A 23,066-nucleotide genomic window follows, 5' to 3' on the forward strand; every position below is an offset into this window, starting at 1 on the left:
CCGGATTAAACACGCCGGTTCCGGCCGACAACTTATCTCCCCTGCGGGCCATCGCCACGACATGAGCCTCGACGGCCCGGATCACGAAGCGCTACTGGACCTGCGCCGTGACCTCCATCGCCACCCCGAACCCGCGTGGCGGGAGTTCTACACGACTGCCCGCCTCGTCGACGAACTCGAGACGCGCCCGCTCGACGAACTGTACGTCGGCCCCGAGGTACTCTCCGAGGACCGCCGAGGCGTGCCCGACGAGGCCGAACTCGCGACGTGGGCCGAACGGGCGGTCGACGCCGGGGCCCGCGCGGACGTGGTCGACCGACTGGCCGGCGGCCACACCGGCCTCGTCGCGGTGCTCCGGCGCGGCCCGGGGCCGACGGTCGGGGTCCGGGTCGACATCGACGGCCTTCCGATCACCGAGGCCGAGGACGCCGATCACCTCCCCGCGAGCGAGGGCTTTCGCTCCGAGAACGAGGGATATATGCACGCCTGCGGCCACGACGCCCACGCGACCGTCGGCGTCGGCGTCGTCGACGCCATCGCGGCGGGTGACTTCGAGGGGACGCTGAAGGTATTCTTCCAGCCCGCCGAGGAGACCGTCTCCGGCGGCGAGCCGATGGCCCAGGGCGGCCACCTCGACGACGTGGACTACCTGCTCGCGCTCCACGTCGGTCTCGATCACCCCACCGGCCAGGTGGTCGCGGGGATCGACGGCTTCCTTGCGGTGAGCCACTTCGACGCCGAGTTCTCGGGCGCCTCGGCCCACGCGGGCGGCCACCCCGAGCGCGGCCGCAACGCGGTTCAGGCCATGGCGACGGCGGTCCAGAACCTCTACTCGATCCCCCGCCACCACGACGGGGCTACCCGCGTCAACGCCGGCCGCGTCGGCGGCGGCACCGCCTCGAACATCGTCCCCGAGGCGGCGTTCATCGAGGGCGAGGTGCGCGGCGAGACGACCGACCTGATGGAGTACATGGACGACCACGCGATGCGGGTCCTCCGGTCCGCCGCCGAGACCCACGACTGCGAGGTGGAGGTCGAGTACGCGGGCCGGGCGCCGAGCGGCGAGAGCGACGGCGAACTCGCCGCGGTGGTCGCGGACGTGGCCGGTGACACCGCGGGCGTCGACTCGATCCGCGACCGCGACACGCTCGGCGGGAGCGAGGACGCCACCTACCTGATGCAGCGAGTCCAGGCGCGGGGCGGCCTCGCCTCTTATGTCTGTGTCGGCACCGACCACCCGGACGGGCACCACACCCCGGCCTTCGACGTGGACGAGGAGACGATCCGGATCGCGGTCGACGTGCTGTCGGGGGCGGTCGAACGGATCGGCGCGGAGCGACCGTGACTGGAGGAAACGCCGACGGACGGACCGCTAGTACTTCGGCTCGGCGCCGGTCGTCTCGTAGACCTGGTCCATGACCGCGTCGCGGTCAGCCTGCCAGGCCGACAGCCCCTCGGGACCCGACGGGTAGGCGTCGTAGCGGTCGATCAGCTCCTCGGCGAGCTGTTTGGTCCGGTAGAAATCGAGGATCGTCCCCCAGTAGCCGAAGCTCCTGATCGCGCTCTTGAGCTTTAGCGCCAGCCCCATCGACGTCGACCCCGAGTACAGCGCCTCGGCGAGCTTCTCGCCGGGGAGCGAAGCCAGGAGTCCCATCAGGTCGTCGACGTCGACAGCGGTGGAGAGGACGTTGTAGACGTCGAGGCCGGCGTAGCGACCGCCGAAGTGGTCCATGACCCGCTCGTTGTACTCCCAGAGCGCCGCCTCCGTCGGGTCGTCGCGCGCGCCGACGATGGCCTCGGCGGCGTAGGTGCCGGCGTAGGCTGCGCCGGCGATGCCGCCGCCGGTGGTCGGGTTGACGTGACCGGCGGCGTCCCCGACGGCGACGAAGCCCGGCGCGACCGCCGAATCGTAGGGCCGTCGGGTCGGCAGCGCCGCGCCGAGTTTGTCCCGCACCTCGGCGCCCGCGAACTCGGGGCGGGCCTCCAGATCCGCCCGGAGGTCCCGGACCAGCTTCATCGGCTCCTCTGTCATCTGGAAGCCGAGCCCGGCGTTGATCGTCGTGCTGGTGCGCGGGAAATACCAGAGGTAACCCGCCGCGCGTTGGGTCGGCTTGAACACGAGGGCGTCGTCCCACTCGACAGGCTCCGGCACCTCGACGATCTCGCGGTAGGCCGAGCAGAACTGCGAGTAGGAGACGTTGGTGTCGAAGGTCGTCCCCCCGAGGTCGGCCTTGTCCTGGAGGATCGAGAGGGCGCCGGCGGCGTCGACGGTGACGTCCGCCGCGTAGGTGACCGGATCGCCCTTCCTGATCCCCCGGACGCCGATCACCCGGTCGCCGTCCTGCCGGACGTCCTGGACGACGGTGTCGTAGTGGAACTCGGCGCCGGCGGATTCGGCGCCGTCGATGATCCGTCGCCCGAACTCGTGGCGGTCGATGACGGCCAACTCGCCCGGGACCGGGATGTCGAGGACCGTATCGTGGTCCGGAATCTCGAACCGGCCGTGATCGACCCCCGTGTTCGTGAAGGAGGCCTCGATCCGCGATTTGGGGATGGCGTCCGGGAACGCGTCGGCTCCCTTCAGGGCGTCCCCGCACGCGATGTGACCCGCTTCCGCCTCATCTTTCCGCTCGACGACGACGACGTCGAGGCCGTCCTGGGCGAGGCTGGCGGCGGCGTAACAGCCGGCGGTGCCCGCCCCCACGACGACGACGTCGTACTCGTGGGTGATCATTGGTGAGGTGTCGCGGCCGCTGTGTGAAAACTCTTCGCTCCCGGTCCGGGGTCCGGCACGGCCCCTACGACGCCCGCTCGACGGCCGACTCGACGACCGCCCGTGCCTCCGCCACCAGGTTCTCAACCGTCTCGCTCTCGGCGTACAGGCGGACGTAGGGCTCGGTGCCGCTCGGGCGCACCAGCAGCCACGACCCGTCCGGACGGTCGAGTCGCACCCCGTGGTCGGTGTCGACGCTCGCCCCTGGGAACGCCTCGGGGAGCGCCGTCCGCAGCCGCTCCATCGCCCCCGCCTTCGCTCCGTCGGGGCAGGGAACGCTCACCTTCCGATAGGGGCGCTCGGTCACGGGCGCCCGTAGGGTCGGGAGCCCCTCGGCGGCGACGAACCGGGCGATCACGGCCGCGCTGGCGACGCCGTCGATCCACCCGCCGAACCGCGGATGGAGATGTTTCCAGGGTTCGGCCGCGAACGCGACCGTCTCCCCGGACGCCCGGACGTCGGCGACGCCTTCGTGGAGCGATCCGAGCGCGACGCGTTCGACGCGGCCACCGGCCGCCCCGATCCGTTCGTCGATCCGGCCGGAGGCGTTGGGTGTCGTCACGACCACCGGGTCGGCGGCGTCGCTCGCCCGGACGTATCGCTCGGCGATCACGGCGAGGACGGTATCCTCGTGGACCACCTCGCCGTCGCCGTCGACGATCACGATCCGGTCGGCGTCGCCGTCGTGTCCGATCCCGAGGGCGGCGTCCGGGTCGTCGGCGACGAACCCCCGGAGGTCCGCGAGCGAGTCCGGCGTCGGCTTGCTCCCCCGGCCCGGGAAGTGGCCGTCGACGTTCGCGTGCAGGGAGACGACGCTCGCGCCGAGTTTCCGGAGGACCGCCGGCGTGGCCCGTGCACCCATCCCGTTCCCGCAGTCGACGACGACCCGCAGGCCGTCGAGCGGTGCGCCGAACGCCCGGGCGTACTCCGCGACCGCCGCGCAGTAGTCCGGGAGGGGTGACGACGTCCGACGGTCCCCCCACCCGTCCCACGGGACCGGTCCCTCGTCGGCCTCGACCCGTCGCTCGACGTCCCGTTCGGCCGCGCGGTCGTACTCGACGCCGTCGACGAAGAGCTTGATGCCGTTGTCACCCGGCGGGTTGTGCGAGGCGGTGAGCATCACACCCCGTCGCCCCCGCGAGGCGAAGGCGAGCGCGGGGGTGGGGACGACGCCGACCCGCCGGACTGCGGCCCCGCCGGAGAGGGCGCCCGCCTCGACGGCGGCCGCGAGGCCGGGGCCCGTCGTCCGACCGTCGCGGCCGACCACCACCTCGTCGGCCTCGCGGCCGACCGCCCGCCCGACCGCCACCGCGAGTTCCGGCGTCACGTCCGTCTCAACGCTACCGCGGATGCCCGCCGTCCCGAACAGGTCCATACCGACCCTCCGGGATCCACCGGTTTGTATCGGTCGGTGGCTTCCGAAAGGTTCACCGGCACCCCGGCGGATGGACCGGTATGTCAGCGGCCGAGCCGTCCGACGGCGCTCCCCGGATCGACCGCGTCGCCGTCGCCGTCGTCGTCCTCACCGTCGCCGCCCTGGCGGCCCGCTTCGTCGGCCTCGGCGCCCGCCCCTTCCACTGGGACGAGGCCCGCGTCGGCTACTGGTCCCTCCGCTTTCTCGACTCCGGCGCGTTCGAGTACCGCCCCATCGCGGGCGGTCCCCTCCTCTATGTCGTCGACCGGACGGTCTTCGCGCTGGTCGGCGCCACGGACGCCACCGCCCGCGCCGCCGTCGCCGTCGTCGGCGGCCTCGCCCCGCTTGCCGCCCTCCTCGTCCGTCGCGGCCCCGACGACGGGACGGTGCCACGGTACCGCCTCGGCGACGCCGAGACGGTGGCGCTGGCCGCCCTCCTGGCCGCCAGTCCGGTCCTGCTCTACTACGGGCGGTTCCTCCGCGGCGACGTGCCGCTCGCGGTCTTCTCGCTCGTCGTCGTCGGGTGTGCGATCCGCGTCCTCGACGGGGCCGGGCCGCGCTACCGCTATCTCGGCGCCGCGGCCCTCGCCCTCGCCGTCGCGTCCTCGGGCTTCGTCGTCGGCTACGTGCTCTGCTGGCTGGCCGCGGCGGCGCTCACCGTCGACCAGCGGCGCCTCGTCGGTGAGGGGCCGTCCGCCCGCGACCACGTCACACGCGCGGCCGAGCGACTCCGCGGCTCCACCCGCTCGGCGCTCGGCGCCCTCGCCGTCTTCCTCGTCGTCCACGTGTTCTTCTACGCGCCGCGGGTGGGCGGGTCGATCCGGCCGTCGCCGGCGACCGTCGAGGCGGCCGTCCTCGGCGCGGCCCGGACGTTCTACGGGGTGCGCATCGTCGGCCGGCGGCAGGGCGGCGAACACGAACTGCTCCCCTACCTGAGCGCGCACGCGGAGACGCTGCTGGCGGCCTCGGGCGTCGTCCTCGCGCTCGCCGTGGTGGGCTTTCTCGCCGACCGCTACGGCCGCGGCCCGTCGCGTCCGATCGTCGCCTTCCACGCCTACTGGGCCGGCGCCTCGCTTTTGGTCTTCCCGGTGATCACCGAGGAGAGCGCGGCGTGGCTGACCGTCCACACCGTCGCGCCGGCGCTGGTGCCCGCGGCGGGGGCGGTCGGCCTGCTCGTCCGGTACGGCACGCGCGCCCTCGATCGGTCGGACGCGACGGCCGTCGCCGTCGCCGGCCTCCTCGGCCTCGCGCTCGTCGGCCAGGTCGGCGTCGCCGTCGCGGGCACGGCGTACGGCCCGACGACGACCGAGAACCCCCTCGTCCACCACGCCCAGCCGGCCGACGACCTCGACCCCTTCGTCGCCGACGTGTCGGCCGCCATCGAGGGCAACCGCGGGACCGACGTGCTGTTCTACGGATCGACGTTCGTCCCCGCCGGCCCCGACGGCGCCGCGGCCGAGCGCCCGCCGGTGAGCGACACCTGGGGCAACCGCCTCCCCCTGCCGTGGTATCTCGAACGGATGGGCGCCGAGACGGACGGCGTCCGCGACCTGCGGGGTCTGGAGGCGACGGAGACGCCGCCGGTGGTCGTCGCCGACGCGAGCCAGCGGTCGACGCTCGCGCCGCGGCTCGACGGATACGAGGCGCGCACCTACCGGCTGTCGCTCTGGAACCGGGAAGTCGTGGTGTTCGTCCGCTAGCGGAAGCCCATCGCTTCGATCTGTTCCTGGTAGCGGTTGCGGATGGTGACCTCGGTGACCTGGGCGACGTCGGCGACTTCGCGCTGGGTCTTCTTCTCGTTACAGAGCAGGGAGGCGGCGTAGATGGCCGCGGCGGCGAAGCCGGTCGGCGACTTGCCCGACAGCAGGCCCTGTTCGGCCGAGACGTCGATGATCTCGGTCGCCTTGGCCTGGACCTCCTCGCTGAGTTCGAGCGCGGAGGCAAAGCGGGGGACGAACTGCTTGGGATCGACCGGCTTGAGCTCCAGGCCGAGTTCCTGGGAGATGTAGCGGTAGGTCCGCCCGATCTCCTTCTGGGGAACGCGGGACACCTCGGCCACCTCGTCGAGCGATCGGGGGATGCCTTCCTGTCGACAGGCGGCATAGAGGGCGGCGGTGGCGACGCCCTCGATCGAACGCCCGCGGATGAGGTCCTCGTTGAGCGCGCGTCGATAGATCACCGAGGCCACCTCGCGTACCGAGCGGGGAACGCCCAGCGCCGAGGCCATCCGGTCGATCTCGCTCAGCGCGAACTGCAGATTGCGCTCGCCCGCGTCCTTCGTCCGGATGCGCTCCTGCCACTTCCGCAGCCGGTGCATCTGGGATCGTTTCTCCGAGGAGAGGGAACGTCCGTAGGCGTCCTTGTCCTTCCAGTCGATGGTCGTCGTCAGACCCCGGTCGTGCATCGTCTCGGTGATCGGCGCCCCGACCCGGGACTTGCTCTGTCGCTCCGAGTGGTTGAACGCCCGCCACTCCGGGCCACGGTCGATCTGCCGGTCGTCGATGACGAGCCCACAGTCCTCACAGACGAGTTCGCCCTGATCGGCGTCCGTGACGATGTTGTCGGACCCACACTCGGGACAGTCGACGGACTCGTCCGCTTCCTGTTCCGTCTCCTGGCTCCGCTGACGTTGGCGGCTCGGACGTTCCATTATAAGTGTCGTGGCGAACCTGTTATTTAAAACTTTGGCAGGGGTCCCCGGAATCCGGTGACGGCAGCGGGATCCGGTGTGTCGCTCCCGCCGGATATCGGCGTCGAACCGTGGACGGGACGGTGCCGGCGGCCGATCCTGGCCCGGTACAAAGGTATTAGTTCCGACCCACCGTCGCCTCGGGCATGGAAGACGCCGTCGACGCGCTCGTCGAGCGCTATCAGGGGATCGCTCCGGACTGTCTCCGGGTCGCCCTCTGGTACGAAGGCGACGAACACGAGGTCGTCTTCGCCCGCGACGACGTGGTGGAGACGTACTCCCCCGAGGAGTTCGACGCGAAGGTCAAACAGCTGGTCATCGAGGGGCTCGGCGACCAGCCCAACCAGGATCAGTTCCGCCTCTACGGCGAGATGAACGTGGTCATCCGCCGGTTCGACAACGCGATCATGGTGCATTTTCCGCGCGAGGAGTTCGCCGGCGTCGCCGTGACGTTCGACCGCGATGCGGCGCCCTCGCTCGACACCCTCGCCGACGTGGGCATCGACGCGCTGTCGGCGGGCGAGACCGATCAGTAGGTCCGCCAGCCGGCCCCGCGGCCGCCCAGTCCCCGCAAGCGGAGTTCACAGCCGCCCTCGCTCTCCCGCGTCTCGACGATGCCGTCGATCAGTTGACTGAGGATGTCGCGCTCCCGCTCGGTCGGGGAGTCGACGACGAACACGCCGATCCCGCCGATGCTCTCGATCTGTCCGGACAGGACGTGGAGCATCCGGTAGACGCGCTGGAGGTCGTGGTACATCAGGAACGTCGACAGCGAGTGGAGACCGAACCGTATCGGTCGGTCGGTGGCGTGAATCCGCTTGAACAGTCCGGAGAGTTCGATGCTCAGCCCGGTCATGTCGCGCGGCGACGAGACGTAGGACGTGGTGTCCGTCTCGCGAACGGTGCCGAGGCCCCGCTCCCTGGTCACGCAGTCGACGACGTGGAGCCGGCCGGACGGCCGCCGGCCGTTCCACTCGTGGAACAGTTCGAGGAGGTTGCCGGCGCCCATCTTCGTCGTCACCATCGCCACGTCCTCGTCCGGCTCGCCGCCGAGCAGGCGGATCATGAGTTCCCGCTTGCGCGTCAGCGGCGGCCCCGAGACCAGCAGGGACGTCCCCGGGGCCAGCTCCTCGACCGGCAACACGCCGGCAGTGGAATACGACATCGTTGTACGACAAACGGGTGCCACCGCTTCAAGCTGTGGCCTTCGTCCGGGGGTAGTTTTATATTGTCCCGGACATCCCCCATCGAACGTGAACGACTATCTGATCCTCCGCGAACTGGACGAACCGATCAGCCGCGACGACCTCCACGGCGCCGCCGAGAAGTCGGGCGAGGTGCTGGAGGAACTTCGTTCCGAGGGCGTGGACATCAAGTGGGTCGACTCCGAGGTGCTGACGAACGACGACGGCGCGGTGACGGGAACGTTCTGTCACTACCAGGCCGAAAGCGAGGACGCGGTCCGGGAACACGCCGACCGGGCGGGACTGCCGGCGACCCGGATCGACCGACAGGGCGAACCCCTCGCTGGCGAGGAGTAGCGGCCGCGAAAGGCATCCTTCAAGTCCCCCCACGACCAATCCTCGGCCGAACTATGCCCGAGTGCGTCGAATGCGGGGCCGACGTGACCCTGCACGAGGATCTGGAAGTCGGAGAGATCGTCGACTGTGGGACCTGCGGCGCCGAACTCGAAGTCGTCGGTCTCGACCCCGTCGAACTGGACGCCGCCCCGGAACTCGAAGAGGACTGGGGCGAGTAACGGACCCGTCGGCCGACTACTTCTCGGCGGAAGTCGCCCGGCTATCCGTCCGTGTCGACATAACGGTCAGTTGACTGGTCGGTCGATCCAATAAAAGACCACCCGCAGGCTTCCGGGGGACCGAAAGTACCCCTACCAACTGCCCCCGAACCCCTGCGTCTCGTTAGAGACGAGCGCACCGAACAGACATATATCTTGTGTCAGACGTGAGTCGTACACGGCGGCTACCGGCTTTGTGAGTGCCACTCACGGACGAACGGCGCGTGTCGAACTCGTGGGGCCGGCGCCGCCGTCCCCCGCGCCGTCCGACTGGTTGACATCCTCCTCCGCCTGAAGGCGGAGGAATCCCACGGCACCGTGCCGCTGGATTGGGATATTACGGTTTGCAGTCTACCACTTGTTCCTGCGGTTGGAATCCGCTGGACAAGTCATGAAGGTAGACTCCGGGCTGTGCCAACCAGCCGGTACTCCTATCCCCACACAAAACGGGTGCGGACTCGGAGTTACTTTGATTGATGTCGAGACGGATGTTCTCCGCCCCGTTCACGTCGGCGTTGAACGCCGTATCACACTCTTCACACACGTACAGGCCGCGTTCGATACGCTGACTGTCGTCTTCTCTCCCGCAGACGCAACACGTCTTGCTCGTGTCGCGCTCTGAGACCTCTACGACTTCGATTCCCTCGACTTTCGTCTTGTATTCGAGGATGTTCGAGAACCGGTCGAACGCCCACCCGTGTAGGTCGAGGTTGCCGTGCCGACCCCAGTTCTTCGACTCGCCGTTCTCATCCTCACGAACACCAGCGAGTTTCCCAACGTTGATGCGGCCAACTTCCTGCTCGACACACCGTTCTACGATGTGCTTCGCTAAGGAGTGGAAGAAGTGGCTTCGGCGCTCCGACCACTTCGCGTGGAGACGAGTGGCTCGTTCGCCCCCCGAATCGTCGCACTTGGCGATTTCCTTTGGGAAGTAGTACCCGTCCTGTTTCAGGCGATTGCCGGGGTACAGGTCGGCTTCCTCCGTACTGTACGCGACCGCCGCGAAGTTACAGATGCCGAGGTCAATACCCGCTGTTTCGTTGCCGGGTGCGTTGGGCGTCTCGATTTCGTCTTTGCAGACGAAATGCAGTTCCCAGCGTCCTTTCGCCTTGTCGTAGACGGCACGGACTTGTTGTAGGTTTTCGACGGTGACACCGGGGCGTGTCTCGTATTCGACAAGGATGTATTCCCACGCCTTGGGGTGTTCCTTGTGATTCGCGCCTTTGGACAGACGAACACGATTGTTTTTCGAGTCGTGTTTGATGCCGTTTTGCTTCCACGTCACCGTTGACCGAGGGTGTTCTTCGTGGACGCGATGGCCTTCTGAGTCGTAGTAGGTTTTCTTCCGGTAGCCGGGCGGATTCGCTCGACTGTCGGACTTCCTCTTGCCATACCACGAGTTGAAGGCTTCAGCGAGTTCCTCCAGAACGCGCTGACTGGACTGCGAGTGCAATCCCTTGTATTTTGAGTGACCTTTCAACTCGTTTTTGAGGTCGCCGTGGTCGGGGATTTCGCCCGTTTTCTCCCACACTTTGCGGGAGTGGTAGTTTGCAACGTTCCAGAGTTTGCTGGCCGACCACCCGTGCCGGTCGAGCGGTTCCTCTACCTGGCCGTGGTTGAGGATTTTCGCTCGGTAGGTGCGGTGGACTTCTAGCATTCTGAACGTCTGTATAACCACTTATACTCGATTTTCTTGTAAAGGTTCGGTTTGAGAATGGTTGAATATCCGGCCCTGTCATCGACGGTGGGTTGTGGAAGAGTTGTCGGATTCACCCCGCGCCTAAAGGCGCGGGTATTCTCCTCGAATTTCTATAAAGAGTTTTGCATGGGTCCGGTGTAGACCGACGCATGGCCGAATACACCGTCGAGTTCGTCGGCACCGGCGAGACGATTCAGATGTCCGATAAGCGGACCATCCTGCAGGCGTGCCTCGACGCCGGCATCGCCCAGGAGTACTCCTGTCGCGTCGGCATGTGTATGGCCTGCTCCGCCGAAATCGTCGAGGGTGAGGTGACCCAGCCGGCCGCCCGCGCGCTCACCGAGGCGGAGGCGGAGTCGTACGCGCTGACCTGTATGGCCCGCCCGCAGAGCGACCTGGTGCTCGACCGGGGGAAGTATCCCCCGAGCATCGAGGACACGGCGACCGGCGCGGCCGCCGCCGACGACTGATCGATGAACGCCGCCGACCTCCGTGCCGAAATCGAGGCCGAGTACGCCGCGGCGCTCGATCTGCTCGGCTCCCGCGACCTGCTCGTCGCGCTCTCGGACGGCGAGCCCGACCCTGCGGCGCTGTTGTGTGCCGCCGCCGACAGCGAGGACGCCGCCCGCGAGACGTTCCGGGAGTGGGTCGAGAAAGCCGCCGACGAGACGCTCCGCGAGACCTACGCCGCCGTCGTCGCCCAGGAGGCCGACCACCTCCGTCGGGTCCGTGCGGTCGCCGACCTCGACGACGGGGATGGGGCCGACGGCGCGGGCCCGATGCACGCCTACCTCCGCGGCCGCGAGGAGCCGATCCACCGCGTCGCCGGCGGAATGGTCGGCCGGACGCTCGTCAGCCTCCGGACGCACGGCTGCCTGATCGACTTCTTCGAGGGACGCGACGCCGAGGCAGAACGCCTGTTCCGGGAGCTGCGCGCCGAAACGGCCGAATGCCTCGAGGACGGCCTCGACACCCTCGACACGCGCGCGACCGGGGAGGACTGGGAGGAGGCCCTGGCAGTCGCCGGCTACACCGTCCGCCTCGCGGCCGACGACCTCCGCGACGCGCGCCGCTCGTAGCCGTTGTGTGTGTCCCACGCGCCCGTGGTACGCTTTTCCGCGTCGACCCCGTAGCGCTCTGGTGTCGCCGCTCGACGTCGGCATCGGGACGGCGGGCCCGCTGGTCGCCGTGCCGTGGTACGCGACGCCGGCGGCACTTCTGCTCGCCGGGAGCCTCGTCGCCGGGCGTCAGTCCTGACGCCGCACTTCGGGGGGTTCGGCGGCGTCGCTCAGGCCGGTCGAACGGTAGTTGTGGACGGCGGCGGAGGCGCCGAACAGGCCGACGACAGCCGTCAGCCAGACCAGCGGCGAGACGGCGCCGAACGGCGGGAGATCGAGCCAGACGGCGGCGACGACGGCCGCCGAGACGGCGGCGAGCCCGAGGTAGTACTGGTCCCAGGAGAGCTGTTCCTCGCCGACGACTTCGAGGTAGAAGTCCAGTTCCGCGGCGGCGTCGGTGGGGTTGACGCGGCCGCTGTCGGGATCGAAACTGATCAGCCCCGTCCGCTCCAGCTTCGGGAGGTGGGACTGCTGGAGGGCGGTGTAGACGCGCTTTCGCTCCGCGGGGGTCACGTCGGCGACTGCACAGTCGTTCTCCCAGGCGGCGATCTGATCCGCCAGGGAGCCGATGGTCGTCGTCTCGTCGCGCAGGAGTGCGTACAGCGCGTATCGCCGCCGGCGGTTCGACAGAATGTCGAACACCTCCTGTTCGGTCGGCTCCGTCGATCCCTGTACTTCGCTGTCGTCCCGCTTCGGCGGCGCCGTCCCCCTCGATTCACTCATCGATCGTCCGGTACGAGGATGGTAGCTAACGGGGTATTAAACTTCGTACTCCGGGTTCTACCGTCGGGGTTCGGACGCGTGTGTCGGGGAGGCGAGCCGCCGGGCACGAACCACAAGACACGAGGGACTCCACGGCGTGTCGGACGTATGAGCAACTATCTCGTCGCCATGGAAGCGGCGTGGCTGGTCCGGGACGTCGACAACGTAGACGACGCCATCGGCGTCGCCGTCAGCGAGGCGGGAAAGCGGCTGAACGAACAGGACAAGGAGTACGTCGAAGTCGAGGTGGGGGTCACGCCCTGCCCGGCCTGCGGCGAGCCGTTCGACTCCGCCTTCATCGCCGCCGACACCGCGCTGGTCGGCCTCCTGCTCGAAATCGAGGTGTTCAACGCCGACGGCGAGAACCACGCCACCCGCATCGCGAAAAGCGAGGTCGGGGGCGCGCTCCGTGACGTGCCGCTGTCGGTGATCGAAGTCGTCGAAACCGAACCCGAGGAGGAGTGACGGCGTCGCGGTCGGCGGCCGTCCCCGCTCCCCGTTCTCACTCGCGCTGCTCGTCCCCGTCGCGGTCTTTCAGCCACTCGTCGAGGAGGGTTCGAATCGCCGCCGCCCGATTGTCGCGGTGGTCCTCGAAGGCGATGTCGTCGACGGCGTCGACCGTCTCCTCCTCCAGTTCGACGGTGACCGTCTCCATCTCCGCGAGTCCGTCTCCCTCGTTCATGCGTTAGTCGCCACGGGAGAGGGTTACAAATAGTTCCGTCAGACGACCGTCCGGCGCGCGTGTGACTCCGCGACGGCGACGGATCTCACCGGTAGAAGTCGGACTTCTCCGCCCGGTGTGGCGACGTCTCGGCAACCCGTTTTATCCTCGACGGGGCCCGGTGGCGGACGATGACGACGTCGTAGGCGTCGTCGGCCGCGACGGTCCCGCCGACGCTGCTCAGCGACGACACCAGGTGGCCGGCGTTCTCGCTGCCGACGAACACCATCGAGGCGTCCTCCTTCCGGGCGGTCTCCCGGAGTCGCTTCGAGATGGTCCCCGGGGTCGCTCGCCGCCCCACCGTCTCGTACCGGAACTCCGCGTTCGGAGCGAGGGCCGCCACGTCCTCGTGGAGCGTCGCGACCACGGCCTCGCGGTCGAACGGCTCGTCGGCTTCGAGCCACCCCCGCTCCCGCGCGTAGGCGGCGTTTCCGTCGGGGATCACGCTCACGCTCACGCTCACCACCCGCTCGTCCAGGACGTCGCCGAACTCCACGGCCCGAACCAGCGCCGCCGCCGCCAGCTCCGACCCGTCGAACGGCACAACGAACGTCATGTGTCGCCGCTACGGGCCGCGGTGCAAAGAGGATCCGGTCGGCCGCCGAATCGGCGGTGACGGGTACACGTCGCGAATCGGGGGTGGCGGGGCACACGACTCATTAGCGTCCCGTCCGAAACGGGGGCGATGACCGCCGCTTCGGACGCCACGGCGACCGCTGCCGACGTGGTGACGCTCACCGACGTCCACAAGACCTACGACCTGGGCGGGACCGTCGAGGCGCTGGCCGGCGTCTCGCTGTCGCTCCCGGCGGGGTCGTACACGGCCGTGATGGGGCCGAGCGGCTCCGGGAAGTCGACGCTGTTGAACCTGATCGGGGCGCTCGATACGCCGACCGCGGGCCGGGTCGTCGTCGCCGGCGAGGAGGTGTCCGCGGCGAGCGAGCGGGCGCGTGCCGAACTCCGCGGGACGGAGATCGGATTCGTCTTCCAGACGTTCAACCTCCTGGCCCGGCTGACGGCCGTCGAGAACGTCGGCCTGCCGCTCGTCTTCGCGGGCGTCCCGCGGGCGGAGCGGCGGGAGCGCGCCCACGAACTGCTCGCCGAGGTGGGGCTCGGGGACCGGACCGACCACCACCCGACCGAACTGTCCGGGGGCCAGCGCCAGCGCGTCGCCATCGCCCGCGCGCTCGTCGCGAACCCGGCGCTCGTCCTGGCCGACGAGCCGACCGGCAACGTCGACACCGAGACCGGGAGCCGCGTGCTCGACGTCTTCGATCGGCTCCACGCCGCCGGGAACACCGTCCTCCTGGTGACCCACGAGCGACACGTCGCGGAGCGAGCCGAGCGGATCGTCCACGTCAGGGACGGCGAACTCGAACGGATCGAGGACCTCGACGAGGGTGGCCGATGAAGTCGACGGAGGCCGTCAGGATCGCCTCCCGATCGATTCGGAGCCACCGACTCCGGTCGGCGCTCACGGTCCTCGGGCTCGTCATCGGCATCGCGTCGGTCGTCGTCTTCGCCACGTTCGGCGCGAGCGTCGAGGCGGAGATCGTCGGCGACATCGAGGGGTCGAGCGCGAGTAACGTCTACGTCTTCGCGACGCCGACCGACGACGAGGACGGCGGCTTCGACCGTGTGGTCCAGCCGGCGTTCACCGAACGCGACGTGGGGGCGCTGGCGTCGATGGAGGGGGTGACCGCCGCCATCCCGCGGGGCACCGTCGACGCCAACTCGCTCACCCACGACGGCGACACCGTGGCCCGCCAGCGGGTGACGGCGACGACGCCGGAGACCTTCGACGAGGGGCGGATCGTCGCCGGTCGGGGGTTCCGCTCGGGAACCGAGGAGGTGGTCCTGAACGAGCGGGCGGCGCGGACCTTCGCGGGAAACGTCAGCGTGGGTGATCGCCTCACGCTGTCGCTTGCGGGGAACCGGACTCACGAACTGCGGGTCGTAGGGATCGTCAACGGGACCGAGGGCGGACTGCCGGTGAGCGACTTCGCGGAGGGCTCGCGGGTGTACGTCCCGGTCGATCCGTTCTACCGCACGGTCGTGGAGAGCCCGAGCGTCGGGGTCCGCCAGCGGGCCTACCCGCAGGTGACGGTTGTGACCGATCCGACGCGAACCGAGGCGACGCAGGCGGCGGTGTCGACGTATCTTCGCGAGGAGTCGGACGCACGGCGACTGGTGCCGGCGGGAACGGAGCCGACGGCACGGACGAGCGGCGACTTCGCGGCCCGCATCTCGTCGGTCATCGACCGGATCACGCGGTTCGTGACCGGCGTCGCGGTGATCGGCCTGGTCGTCGGCGCCATCGGCATCGCCAACATCATGCTGGTGAGCGTCACGGAGCGGACCCGGGAGATCGGCGTGATGAAGGCGGTGGGCGCGCGGAACCGGGACGTGCTCGTCCTCTTTCTCGTCGAGTCGGGACTGCTCGGCGTCGTCGGGGCGATTCTCGCGCTACCGGTCGGCGTCGCCGTCGGCTACGCCGCGACCCGGTACGCCGAGGTCGGCTTCACGCTCGCGCCGGGGTGGATGGCCGCCGCGGTGGGCGTCGGCGTCGCCGTCGGCGTCCTCGCGGGGCTGTATCCGGCCTGGCGGGCGGCCCGCGTCGACCCTATCGACGCGCTCCGGTACGAGTGAGCGTGCGACGGCGACACAGGCGCACACGCCGTCTCGCAACGTTTTTCCCGGCGGCGAGACGACGGATTACATGGCGAACGACGTTCCCGATTCGGACCCCTTCTCGACGAAACTGCAGGTACCGGAGGCGCTGACGTTCGACGATGTCCTCCTGCGACCGATGGAGAGCCACGTCGAACCCGACGAGGCCGACGTCTCGACCCGCGTGTCGACGAACGTGGATCTCAACATCCCGGTCCTCTCGGCGGCGATGGACACGGTGACCGAGAGCGACCTCGCGATCGCGATGGCCCGCAACGGTGGCCTGGGCGTCCTCCACCGAAACATGACCGTCGAGGAGATGGTCGTGGAGGTCGAGCGGGTCAAACGCGCCGACGAACTGGTGATTCGCCGCGACAACGTGGTCACGGCCCGCCCCGAGCAGACCGTCCGCGAGGTCGACGAGATGATGGAACACGAGGGCGTCAGCGGCGCGCCTGTCGTCGACGACGACGACGAGGTGCTCGGTATCATCTCCGGGACGGACATCCGCCCCTATCTGGAGGTCGGCGAGTCCGACGAGGTGCGCAAGGCGATGACCGACGAGGTCATCACCGCCGGCGAGGACGTGACCGCCCGGGAGGCGCTCGAACTCATGTACGACCACAAGATCGAGCGGGTCCCCATCGTCGACGGCGACGACCGCCTCGCCGGTCTCGTCACGATGCAGGGCATCCTCCAGCGTCGCGAACACGAGAACGCCGCCCGCGCCGACGACGGGGCCCTCCGGATCGGCGTCGCCGTCGGTCCCTTCGAGGACGACCGGGCGACCGCAGCCGACGACGCCGGCGCGGACGTGCTCTTCATCGACTGTGCGCACGCCCACAACCGGAACGTGATCGAGAGCGCCCACGAGATCAGCGAGACGGTCGACGCCGACGTAGTGGTCGGCAACGTCGGCACCCGAGAGGCGGCCGAGGCCGTCGTCGACTTCGCGGACGGCGTGAAGGTCGGCATCGGCCCCGGCTCCATCTGTACGACGCGGGTCGTGACGGGCGCGGGGATGCCCCAGATCACCGCCGTCGCCGAAGTCGCCGACGTGGCCAGCCGCCACGACGTGCCGGTCATCGCCGACGGGGGCATCCGCTACTCGGGCGATGCGATCAAGGCCGTCGCCGCCGGCGCCGACGCGGTCATGCTCGGCTCCTACTTCGCCGGCACCAAGGAGGCACCCGGTCGGGTCATCACCATGAACGGCAAGAAGTACAAGCAGTACCGCGGCATGGGGTCGGTCGGCGCGATGCGTTCGGGTGGCGGCGACCGCTACCTGAAAGAGGAGGACGACGACGAGGGGTTCGTCCCCGAGGGCGTCGAGGCAGCCACCCCCTACAAGGGGACGCTCGCCTCGGAGCTCCACCAGCTCGTCGGCGGCATGAAATCCGGGATGGGATACGTCGGCGCGGCATCCATCCCCGAGTTCAAGGAACGTTCGCGGTTCGTCCGCGTCTCCTCGGCCGGCCAGACGGAGGGACACCCTCACGACGTCATGATCACCGACGAGGCACCGAACTACAGCCCCCAGGAGTAGTCGACCCGCCGGCGGGGTCCGTCGATCTTCGACGACAGTCGGTTCCGCAAGGGGTATTTTGATATGCTCCGGCGATACATGGACATCCGTGAGTGGCCGCACTCCCCTCCGGGAGCAGATATGACCGACGATTCCCCCCTCGTTCTCGTCGTCGAGGACGAACGCGACTTGGCCGAACTCTACGCCACGTGGCTCGGCGAGTCCTACCGCGTGCGTTCGGTCAACGACGGTCGCACGGCACTCGACGAACTCGACGACGAGGTGCGCGTCGTCCTCTTGGACCGACGGATGCCCGACTTCTCGGGCGACGAAGTGCTCGACGCCATCCGTGACCGGGACCTCGATTGCCGAGTCGCCATGGTGACGGCCGTCGAACCCGACGTCGACGTGATCGACATGGGATTCGACGACTACCTCGTCAAACCCGTCTCCCGGGAGGATCTCACGGGGACGGTGGCGAACCTGCTCGCCCGCGACGCGTACGACGAAGGGGTCCGTCGACTCTTCTCGCTCGCCTCCAAGAAAGCACTGCTCGAATCCGAGTCGCCCGCGTCGACGCTCGACGACTCCGAGAAGTACCAGCAACTCCTCGACGACATCGAGGAACTGCGGACCGAACTCGACGACAAACTCGAACGGTTCGCCGAGATGGACGATATGGCACGCGTCTATCAGGATATCGACCGCGACTCGGACGCGGAAGAGTAGGAAAACAGACACGAAACGCGATCTTTTCGCGACGAATCCACCGTCGACAGCCGTCTTCTGCTCGCCACATTTTATGTCAGTAGTCAACTGGGTTAATTGATTATATTTACTATCAGATATTCTCGAAAAATTATAATTATTTTCCGGCTGACAGTCCAGTTGCGATGTCCGAACGTGACAGCGGCACGGTGACTGCGGCCGACGAGACCCGACAATCCACTACCGCCGACGGCAACGGCGGTGGCATTTCAGGCCCCTACACCGCCGACGGCAACGGCGGTGGCATCTCCGGTCCCTACACTGCCGATGGCAACGGCGGTGGCATCTCCGGTCCCTACACCGCCGACGGCAACGGCGGTGGCATTTCAGGCCCCTACACCGCCGACGGCAACGGCGGTGGCATCTCCGGTCCCTACACTGCCGATGGCAACGGCGGTGGCATCTCCGGTCCCTACACCGCCGACGGCAACGGCGGTGGCATCTCCGGTCCCTACACTGCCGACGGCAACGGCGGTGGCATCTCCGGGCCTTAGAGGTTCGAGAAGTCGAGTTCGTCGCTCCAGACGAGCGAACCGTCGATTTTCACCGGTACCGTCTCCAGCGAGAGGAACTGACGTAGCTCCTCGCCCGAGAGTTCGAAGCTCCGTGAGTTCCCCGACCAGAGGTGATACTCGTCGACGTCGTCGATCCACGGGATCACGAGGCTCCCCATGCCGAACGACGTGGAGGGATGGGTCTGCCACTCCAGTTCGTAGCCGTCGTCCTGCCGTTCGATCGAACAGACGTTCGGGGGGCCGCCGTCGGTCTGTGCCAGCGAGAGGCTGCTGTCCCCGATGACGGTGTACTGCTCGCCGATGATCGAGTCGTCGCGGGCGACTTCGAGCGCGCTCCCGACGGTGAAGCCGCGGTTGAGAAGCCGCGCCAGCATCCGGCCCATCCGGACGGCGCCGCTGTTGATCACGTCCGAGAGCGTCACGATGCCCGCGATGGCCCCGGCTTCGATGAGCGCCGACCCCTGCTCGTAGGACTGGCAGGCGTTCAGCAGGAAGGCGTCGGGACCGGCGCTCGTGAGCGTCGTCGCGTCGAGTTTGCCGTCGGCACATTCGAACCCCTCGGCGTCGATGTGGCCGATGTAATGCAGGAGGTCCGCCTCCGCGGAGAGGACCTCCCGGAGTTCCGCCCGTCCCAGGTCGTGGTGGACCCGGACGTCGAACGGGAGTTCCTCGCGGGAGCCGTACACCTGGTCGACGACGTCGCGTTCGTCGGCCATCCGGGGGTCGTTACAGACGACCGTGATGCCGATGTCGCCGTCGGCGGGGGTCCGATCCAGGCGGTTGTAGAAGGCGTCCGTGGTGGCCTTGCTGGCGCCGATGGGCGCCCCCTCACCGATCCAGGACTGCTCCAGCGAGTCGGCCGTCTCCGGCTGGACGTACGACCGCGTGCCGTCGTCGGCCGCCGTGCTTCGGGTGAACGCCGAATCGCGGAAGAACTCGTCGGCAGCGGCGGTCTGGACCGCAGAACTCGACTCCGGCTGGTCCCGCGGCGTCCGGACGACCGCGAGGTCGTTGGTCACGAAGGGCAGCAGTTCGACGTTCTCCGGAGTGGGGGCGACGTGGGAGGTGAGCCGCCACTCGGGGAGTTCGTCCTCGACGGCGCCGAACGGGATCGAGAGGTACTCCTCCAACTGTGTCGCGAGCGACTGGTCGTACAGCCACTCGAAATCGAGGTCGAGGTCCGTCTCGACGGCCTCACGCTCGTGGAGGTCGACCGAGTAGTACCCCTCGGTGCGTGTCACACAGTCGAGGAAGAACGTCTGTTTGAGGACGCGTTCGACCTCCGTCTCGAACCCGCGCATCGTATCGAGGTCGTGTTCGAACCCGTCGTCGGTCACGAGGCGCGGACGGTCGCTCGGAACCACGTCGGCGGCGAGGTAGTACGCCAGCGGCGTCGCCACGTAGATCGATCGATACTCGGGCGGGAGTTCGAGCCTGATGCCCGTCTCCGGCGAGACGACGCCCTCGGGGATCTCGACCCGGTCCCCGAGTTCGACCAGCGGCGGGTGTCCCCGGAGCGTCGGGTAGGACCGCTCCGGTGACGTGGTCTTGAGCGCCGAGGAGAACTCCGAGACGGCCGCCATCACGTCCGCGGGGTCGTCGGTCGTCGTCAGCGTCGCCGCGGGACCCTCGTGGTGGGAGCGGGCGCCGATCCGAACCTCGGTCTCGCCGTCGAACCCGATGCACGTCCGCGTCACATCCGAGGCGACCGTGACGCGTCCCTCGACCCGGAGGTAGATCTTGATCGGGCCACAGAGTTCGAGGCTGTAGCTCCCGGGTGGGAACTCCTCGTAGGCGGAATGCTCCGTCTCGGCGAGCATCTCGCCGTGCTCGTCGCGGACACAGACCGAGACGACCGTCGGGAGCTCGATCTCGTCCGTCTCGACGGCGACGGCGGCGTCGACGGGGAACCGATGGCCGGCGGGGTCGACGGGCGTCGGCGACACCGGGCGGTCGGTGAACAGCCGGAACTGGTTGCGCTCGATGAGGTCGGCGACGACCAGTCCGGGTTCGCCATCGAGTGTCCGAAACGACACTTCGAGGGCGTCCCCCTCCGTCTCGACGCCGAAACCCTCCGGCCGTTCGGTTCGACTCATCCTATCCGTCGAGTCGGCCGTCGCGCACAAAAGGGTATTGTTGGTTGATTGTCACGAAAGTTCGTCGACTGGTAGCCAGTCGGACGTGAGGTCGCGGTCACGGAAGTGCCACCGCTGGTCCAGGCTCCCGCCGTCGATGCGGAGTTCGACGGTGGCGTCGAACAGCGGCTGGAACAGCCGGACGACCTCCGCGGTCACGTCGCGGGGGAGTCCGACGTGGACCAGCCCCGCCGCCGCCCGGGACTGTGAAACGACGGCGTGGACGAACCGAAACGCCGTCTCGCGGCCGTACGTGGCGAGCAGGGTCGGCAGGCAGTCGAAGGCCATCCGGAACTCCGCGGGGGCGAGCTCCCCGGCGAACAGTTCGAACTCCTCGATGACGTCGGTGATCGTCGTCCCGAGGTCGCCGACGGACCCGTCGACGACGTGGGTTCGGGGCGACACCTCGTCCAGGGACCGTCCCGCGGCCGCGCTGCGCGCGCGCTCGCCACCCGTGATCAGGCGTGCGTACTCGGCGGAGAGCGGCCCGGTCTCGCGAAGTCGACGGACCCCCCGCTCGCGGTTCGATTTCGGCGTCACGACGAGTCGGCGCCGCGGGGGCTCGGCGTCCGGCGCGCCGAGCATCGTGGCCGACGCCTGCGCGAACATCTCCTCGGGAACCGAGCCGACGACGAGCAGTGCGCTGCCCTGTTCTTTCAACGTCGCCAGGGCGTGTGCGAAGCTGATTCCCTCGTCGTCGGGTCCCATCTCACCACCCGCGACCATCGGATTGTGACACGGAAGGCCGACAAATAATTCTTCTTATGTCTCGTCCCTGCGTTCGTCGAGGAACCGCTCCATGCGGGTCATCGCCTCCTTCAGGTCCGCCATCCCCGTGGCGTACGAGACGCGCAGGTGTCCGTACCCCTCCTCGCCGAACACGCGGCCGGGGACGACGGCGACGCCCTCCGAGTGGAGCAGGTCCTCCGCGAACTGCTCGTCGTCGTACGGCGCCTCGGGGAAGGCATAGAAGGCGCCAGTCGCCTCGAAACAGTCGAGGCCCATGTCGTGGAACCGAGAGATGACGAACCGCCGACGACGGTCGTACTGTGTTCGCATCTCCGCGACGTCGTCGTCGCACGCCTCCAGGGCTTCGAGGGCGGCGTACTGGGCCGTCGTCGGCGCCGAGAGCATCGTGTACTGGTGGATGCGGTTCATCGCGTCGATGGCCTCGCTCGGCCCGAGGGCGTATCCGAGGCGGAGCCCCGTCATCGCGTAGGCCTTCGAGAAGCCGTTGAAGACGATCGTCCGCTCGCGCATCCCCGGCAGTGTCGCGATCGAGGTGTGGTCGCCCTCGTAGGTCAGGCCCGCGTAGATCTCGTCGGCCAGCACCGTCAGGTCGTGCTCCCGGACGAACTCGGCGATTTCGGCGAGGTCGCCGGCGCTCGCCGTCGCCCCCGTGGGGTTGTTCGGATAGCAGATCATCAGCACCTCGGCGTCGGCGGCGCCCGCCCGCTCCAGGTCGTCGTAGGTCATCACGAAGTCGTTCTCCGGGCGGGTCGAGACGGGCAGTGGCTCCCCGCCGGAGAACCGCACGCCCGGCCCGTAGGAGATGTACGCCGGGGACTGGACCGCGACGGCGTCGCCGGGGTCGACGAGGGCACGGAGCGCCAGATCCACCGCCTCGCTCGCTCCGGTCGTCACTAGGATCTCGGTCTCGGGGTCGTAGTCGAGGTCGTACCGCGGCACGTGGCCGGCGATGGCCTCGCGGAGCTCCAGCATCCCCCGGTTGGTGGTGTAGGAGGTCCGCCCCCGTTCGAGGGAGTGGATGGCGGCCGCCCGTGCCTTCCACGGCGCGCTGAAGTCCGGTTCGCCGACCCCGAGCGAGATGACGTCGTCCATCTCCTCGGCGAGTTCGAAGAAGCGTCGGATGCCCGACGGGGGCGTGTTCCTGGCGCGCTCCGAGAGCTTCATGGCGAGATCGAGAGGCGGTCGTCGTCGTCGCTGTCGGTGAACTCCAGTCCCCGGTTCTTGTACGTGTTCATGACGAAGTGGGTCACCGTCTGGGTCACCTCCGGGATCGGCGCGATCTGTTCGGAGACGAACATGGACACGTCGCGCATGGAGTCCCCCTCGACGGTCACGTCGAAGTCGTAGTCGCCGGAGACGAGGCGGAGCGCGGTCACCTCGTCGAACTTCGTGATCCGGCTCGCCACGTCGCCGTACTTCGTCTCCCGGTCGAGTTCGAGGTTGAGCTCCACCTCGGCCGTCACGTGGTCCGTCTCGACGCGGCTCCAGTCGACGACCGGCTGATAGCCGAGGACCGCACCCTCGTCTTCGAGCTCCGCGATCATCGACTCCACCTCGCTCTCGTCGCATCCGAGCTGCCGCGCGATGGTGTCCGTGCTCTCGCGGGCGTCCTCGAGGAGGAGGTCGAGTAGCTCCAACTTGTCGGCCATACCCTCCCGTCGGCGCCCTCGGTGAAAGGGTTTGCTTACGCGTCAGTATCCGTCCCGATCGATGGTGACTGATCCGGCGT

25 protein-coding genes are annotated in these 23,066 nt (G+C 68.5%); 13 read left to right on the top strand and 12 right to left on the bottom strand.

From position 1 onward, the window contains the following. The first annotated feature begins 61 nt into the window (after positions 1-61). Positions 62-1,345 (top strand): amidohydrolase, encoded by a 1,284-nt coding sequence (locus EI982_RS17820; RefSeq protein ID WP_157690969.1) that lies wholly within the window; start codon positions 62-64, stop codon positions 1,343-1,345. A gap of 27 nt (positions 1,346-1,372) precedes the next feature. Here the strand turns inward: EI982_RS17820 and EI982_RS17825 are convergent, their stop codons facing one another. Both EI982_RS17825 and EI982_RS17830 read right to left on the bottom strand, forming a co-directional pair. Next, entirely contained in the window at positions 1,373-2,734 is a 1,362-nt protein-coding gene (locus tag EI982_RS17825) for a geranylgeranyl reductase family protein (RefSeq protein WP_157690970.1), read from the bottom strand. 64 nt (positions 2,735-2,798) lie between these two features. After that, positions 2,799-4,148 carry a phosphohexomutase domain-containing protein gene (locus tag EI982_RS17830; protein ID WP_157690971.1) on the bottom strand — a complete coding sequence of 450 codons (1,350 nt, stop codon included), beginning with the start codon at positions 4,146-4,148 and terminating at the stop codon, positions 2,799-2,801. An 80-nt stretch (positions 4,149-4,228) separates the two neighbouring features. On the opposite strand from EI982_RS17830, the gene EI982_RS17835 reads away from it, so the two are divergent. Next, a complete protein-coding gene (locus tag EI982_RS17835; RefSeq protein ID WP_157690972.1) occupies positions 4,229-5,887 on the top strand; it encodes a flippase activity-associated protein Agl23 in 1,659 nt (552 codons plus the stop codon). Here EI982_RS17835 and EI982_RS17840 read toward each other — a convergent pair. Further along, positions 5,884-6,837, bottom strand: a complete 954-nt coding sequence (locus EI982_RS17840) for a transcription initiation factor IIB (RefSeq protein WP_157690973.1) — start codon at positions 6,835-6,837, stop codon at positions 5,884-5,886. The genes EI982_RS17835 and EI982_RS17840 overlap by 4 nt on opposite strands. A 185-nt stretch (positions 6,838-7,022) precedes the next feature. Between EI982_RS17840 and EI982_RS17845 the strand changes: the two genes are divergently transcribed. Then, on the top strand, positions 7,023-7,412 hold the full coding sequence (locus tag EI982_RS17845; RefSeq protein ID WP_157690974.1) for a DUF7522 family protein: 390 nt from the start codon (positions 7,023-7,025) through the stop codon (positions 7,410-7,412). Here EI982_RS17845 and EI982_RS17850 read toward each other — a convergent pair. Next, the gene (locus EI982_RS17850) at positions 7,406-8,041 is read right to left on the bottom strand and encodes a DUF7504 family protein (protein ID WP_199243835.1); all 636 of its coding nucleotides are present in this window, start codon (positions 8,039-8,041) and stop codon (positions 7,406-7,408) included. The two genes, EI982_RS17845 and EI982_RS17850, sit on opposite strands and share 7 nt — an antisense overlap. Before the next feature lie 88 nt (positions 8,042-8,129). On the opposite strand from EI982_RS17850, the gene EI982_RS18875 reads away from it, so the two are divergent. Continuing rightward, positions 8,130-8,417 (top strand): DUF4242 domain-containing protein, encoded by a 288-nt coding sequence (locus tag EI982_RS18875; protein WP_233255261.1) that lies wholly within the window; start codon positions 8,130-8,132, stop codon positions 8,415-8,417. 53 nt (positions 8,418-8,470) lie between these two features. Continuing rightward, positions 8,471-8,635, top strand: a complete 165-nt coding sequence (lysW, locus tag EI982_RS17860; protein ID WP_157690977.1) for a lysine biosynthesis protein LysW — start codon at positions 8,471-8,473, stop codon at positions 8,633-8,635. A 376-nt stretch (positions 8,636-9,011) separates the two neighbouring features. Here the strand turns inward: lysW and EI982_RS17865 are convergent, their stop codons facing one another. Continuing rightward, positions 9,012-10,331: an RNA-guided endonuclease InsQ/TnpB family protein gene (locus tag EI982_RS17865; RefSeq protein ID WP_157690978.1), complete on the bottom strand. Its 1,320-nt coding sequence runs from the start codon at positions 10,329-10,331 to the stop codon at positions 9,012-9,014. Between the two features lie 191 nt (positions 10,332-10,522). Between EI982_RS17865 and EI982_RS17870 the strand changes: the two genes are divergently transcribed. Both EI982_RS17870 and EI982_RS17875 read left to right on the top strand, forming a co-directional pair. Then, complete coding sequence (locus EI982_RS17870; protein ID WP_157690979.1) at positions 10,523-10,843, top strand: 2Fe-2S iron-sulfur cluster-binding protein; 321 nt, start codon at positions 10,523-10,525, stop codon at positions 10,841-10,843. A gap of 3 nt (positions 10,844-10,846) precedes the next feature. Next, positions 10,847-11,452 carry a rubrerythrin family protein gene (locus EI982_RS17875; protein ID WP_157690980.1) on the top strand — a complete coding sequence of 202 codons (606 nt, stop codon included), beginning with the start codon at positions 10,847-10,849 and terminating at the stop codon, positions 11,450-11,452. Between the two features lie 168 nt (positions 11,453-11,620). On the opposite strand, the gene EI982_RS17880 is transcribed toward EI982_RS17875, so the two are convergent. After that, positions 11,621-12,214, bottom strand: a complete 594-nt coding sequence (locus EI982_RS17880) for a DUF7344 domain-containing protein (RefSeq protein ID WP_157690981.1) — start codon at positions 12,212-12,214, stop codon at positions 11,621-11,623. A gap of 147 nt (positions 12,215-12,361) precedes the next feature. Between EI982_RS17880 and EI982_RS17885 the strand changes: the two genes are divergently transcribed. Beyond that, entirely contained in the window at positions 12,362-12,718 is a 357-nt protein-coding gene (locus EI982_RS17885; RefSeq protein ID WP_157690982.1) for a DUF555 domain-containing protein, read from the top strand. 37 nt (positions 12,719-12,755) lie between these two features. Here EI982_RS17885 and EI982_RS17890 read toward each other — a convergent pair whose 3' ends face one another. Beyond that, positions 12,756-12,935, bottom strand: a complete 180-nt coding sequence (locus EI982_RS17890) for a ribbon-helix-helix protein, CopG family (RefSeq protein ID WP_157690983.1) — start codon at positions 12,933-12,935, stop codon at positions 12,756-12,758. Between the two features lie 85 nt (positions 12,936-13,020). Then, positions 13,021-13,530, bottom strand: a complete 510-nt coding sequence (locus EI982_RS17895; protein WP_157690984.1) for a universal stress protein — start codon at positions 13,528-13,530, stop codon at positions 13,021-13,023. 129 nt (positions 13,531-13,659) lie between these two features. On the opposite strand from EI982_RS17895, the gene EI982_RS17900 reads away from it, so the two are divergent. The 5 genes from EI982_RS17900 to EI982_RS17920 all read left to right on the top strand — a co-directional run bounded on the left by EI982_RS17900 (position 13,660) and on the right by EI982_RS17920 (position 18,431). Continuing rightward, positions 13,660-14,385, top strand: coding sequence for an ABC transporter ATP-binding protein (locus tag EI982_RS17900; protein ID WP_157690985.1), 726 nt, complete (start codon positions 13,660-13,662; stop codon positions 14,383-14,385). After that, a complete protein-coding gene (locus EI982_RS17905; protein ID WP_157690986.1) occupies positions 14,382-15,623 on the top strand; it encodes an ABC transporter permease in 1,242 nt (413 codons plus the stop codon). The genes EI982_RS17900 and EI982_RS17905 overlap by 4 nt, the downstream gene beginning before the upstream one ends. 70 nt (positions 15,624-15,693) lie before the next feature. After that, the gene (gene guaB / locus EI982_RS17910) at positions 15,694-17,190 is read left to right on the top strand and encodes an IMP dehydrogenase (protein WP_157690987.1); all 1,497 of its coding nucleotides are present in this window, start codon (positions 15,694-15,696) and stop codon (positions 17,188-17,190) included. A 120-nt stretch (positions 17,191-17,310) separates the two neighbouring features. After that, complete coding sequence (locus EI982_RS17915; protein WP_157690988.1) at positions 17,311-17,898, top strand: HalX domain-containing protein; 588 nt, start codon at positions 17,311-17,313, stop codon at positions 17,896-17,898. Positions 17,899-18,062: 164 nt separating this feature from the next. Next, on the top strand, positions 18,063-18,431 hold the full coding sequence (locus EI982_RS17920; RefSeq protein WP_157690989.1) for a hypothetical protein: 369 nt from the start codon (positions 18,063-18,065) through the stop codon (positions 18,429-18,431). Here EI982_RS17920 and EI982_RS17925 read toward each other — a convergent pair. The 4 genes from EI982_RS17925 to EI982_RS17940 are packed head-to-tail and all read right to left on the bottom strand — an operon-like array spanning position 18,428 to position 22,986. Continuing rightward, a complete protein-coding gene (locus tag EI982_RS17925) occupies positions 18,428-20,548 on the bottom strand; it encodes a CHAT domain-containing protein (RefSeq protein ID WP_233255262.1) in 2,121 nt (706 codons plus the stop codon). The two genes, EI982_RS17920 and EI982_RS17925, sit on opposite strands and share 4 nt — an antisense overlap. Before the next feature lie 51 nt (positions 20,549-20,599). Next, the gene (locus EI982_RS17930) at positions 20,600-21,313 is read right to left on the bottom strand and encodes a DUF7504 family protein (RefSeq protein ID WP_157690990.1); all 714 of its coding nucleotides are present in this window, start codon (positions 21,311-21,313) and stop codon (positions 20,600-20,602) included. Between the two features lie 36 nt (positions 21,314-21,349). Continuing rightward, on the bottom strand, positions 21,350-22,501 hold the full coding sequence (locus EI982_RS17935) for a pyridoxal phosphate-dependent aminotransferase (protein ID WP_157690991.1): 1,152 nt from the start codon (positions 22,499-22,501) through the stop codon (positions 21,350-21,352). Continuing rightward, positions 22,498-22,986, bottom strand: coding sequence for an Lrp/AsnC family transcriptional regulator (locus EI982_RS17940; RefSeq protein ID WP_157690992.1), 489 nt, complete (start codon positions 22,984-22,986; stop codon positions 22,498-22,500). Before EI982_RS17940 ends, EI982_RS17935 begins: the two co-directional genes overlap by 4 nt. Positions 22,987-23,066: the final 80 nt, after the last annotated feature.

Origin of the sequence: Haloplanus salinarum (assembly GCF_009762275.1) — an archaeon.
Lineage (GTDB): Archaea > Halobacteriota > Halobacteria > Halobacteriales > Haloferacaceae > Haloplanus > Haloplanus salinarum.

Bases quoted from the DNA above. Each gene is read 5' to 3' on its own strand.
- EI982_RS17850 (WP_199243835.1), bottom strand. From the start codon at position 8,041: ATGTCGTATTCCACTGCCGGCGTGTTGCCGGTCGAGGAGCTGGCCCCG.
- EI982_RS17915 (WP_157690988.1), top strand. From the start codon at position 17,311: ATGACCGACGATTCCCCCCTCGTTCTCGTCGTCGAGGACGAACGCGAC.
- EI982_RS17895 (WP_157690984.1), bottom strand. From the start codon at position 13,530: ATGACGTTCGTTGTGCCGTTCGACGGGTCGGAGCTGGCGGCGGCGGCG.
- EI982_RS17875 (WP_157690980.1), top strand. From the start codon at position 10,847: ATGAACGCCGCCGACCTCCGTGCCGAAATCGAGGCCGAGTACGCCGCG.
- EI982_RS17845 (WP_157690974.1), top strand. From the start codon at position 7,023: ATGGAAGACGCCGTCGACGCGCTCGTCGAGCGCTATCAGGGGATCGCT.
- EI982_RS17835 (WP_157690972.1), top strand. From the start codon at position 4,229: ATGTCAGCGGCCGAGCCGTCCGACGGCGCTCCCCGGATCGACCGCGTC.
- EI982_RS17925 (WP_233255262.1), bottom strand. From the start codon at position 20,548: ATGAGTCGAACCGAACGGCCGGAGGGTTTCGGCGTCGAGACGGAGGGG.
- EI982_RS17820 (WP_157690969.1), top strand. From the start codon at position 62: ATGAGCCTCGACGGCCCGGATCACGAAGCGCTACTGGACCTGCGCCGT.
- EI982_RS17885 (WP_157690982.1), top strand. From the start codon at position 12,362: ATGAGCAACTATCTCGTCGCCATGGAAGCGGCGTGGCTGGTCCGGGAC.
- EI982_RS17880 (WP_157690981.1), bottom strand. From the start codon at position 12,214: ATGAGTGAATCGAGGGGGACGGCGCCGCCGAAGCGGGACGACAGCGAA.
- EI982_RS17840 (WP_157690973.1), bottom strand. From the start codon at position 6,837: ATGGAACGTCCGAGCCGCCAACGTCAGCGGAGCCAGGAGACGGAACAG.
- EI982_RS17830 (WP_157690971.1), bottom strand. From the start codon at position 4,148: ATGGACCTGTTCGGGACGGCGGGCATCCGCGGTAGCGTTGAGACGGAC.
- EI982_RS17930 (WP_157690990.1), bottom strand. From the start codon at position 21,313: ATGGTCGCGGGTGGTGAGATGGGACCCGACGACGAGGGAATCAGCTTC.
- EI982_RS17920 (WP_157690989.1), top strand. From the start codon at position 18,063: ATGTCCGAACGTGACAGCGGCACGGTGACTGCGGCCGACGAGACCCGA.
- EI982_RS17900 (WP_157690985.1), top strand. From the start codon at position 13,660: ATGACCGCCGCTTCGGACGCCACGGCGACCGCTGCCGACGTGGTGACG.
- EI982_RS17865 (WP_157690978.1), bottom strand. From the start codon at position 10,331: ATGCTAGAAGTCCACCGCACCTACCGAGCGAAAATCCTCAACCACGGC.
- EI982_RS17935 (WP_157690991.1), bottom strand. From the start codon at position 22,501: ATGAAGCTCTCGGAGCGCGCCAGGAACACGCCCCCGTCGGGCATCCGA.
- EI982_RS17825 (WP_157690970.1), bottom strand. From the start codon at position 2,734: ATGATCACCCACGAGTACGACGTCGTCGTCGTGGGGGCGGGCACCGCC.
- guaB (WP_157690987.1), top strand. From the start codon at position 15,694: ATGGCGAACGACGTTCCCGATTCGGACCCCTTCTCGACGAAACTGCAG.
- lysW (WP_157690977.1), top strand. From the start codon at position 8,471: ATGCCCGAGTGCGTCGAATGCGGGGCCGACGTGACCCTGCACGAGGAT.
- EI982_RS17940 (WP_157690992.1), bottom strand. From the start codon at position 22,986: ATGGCCGACAAGTTGGAGCTACTCGACCTCCTCCTCGAGGACGCCCGC.
- EI982_RS17905 (WP_157690986.1), top strand. From the start codon at position 14,382: ATGAAGTCGACGGAGGCCGTCAGGATCGCCTCCCGATCGATTCGGAGC.
- EI982_RS17870 (WP_157690979.1), top strand. From the start codon at position 10,523: ATGGCCGAATACACCGTCGAGTTCGTCGGCACCGGCGAGACGATTCAG.
- EI982_RS17890 (WP_157690983.1), bottom strand. From the start codon at position 12,935: ATGAACGAGGGAGACGGACTCGCGGAGATGGAGACGGTCACCGTCGAA.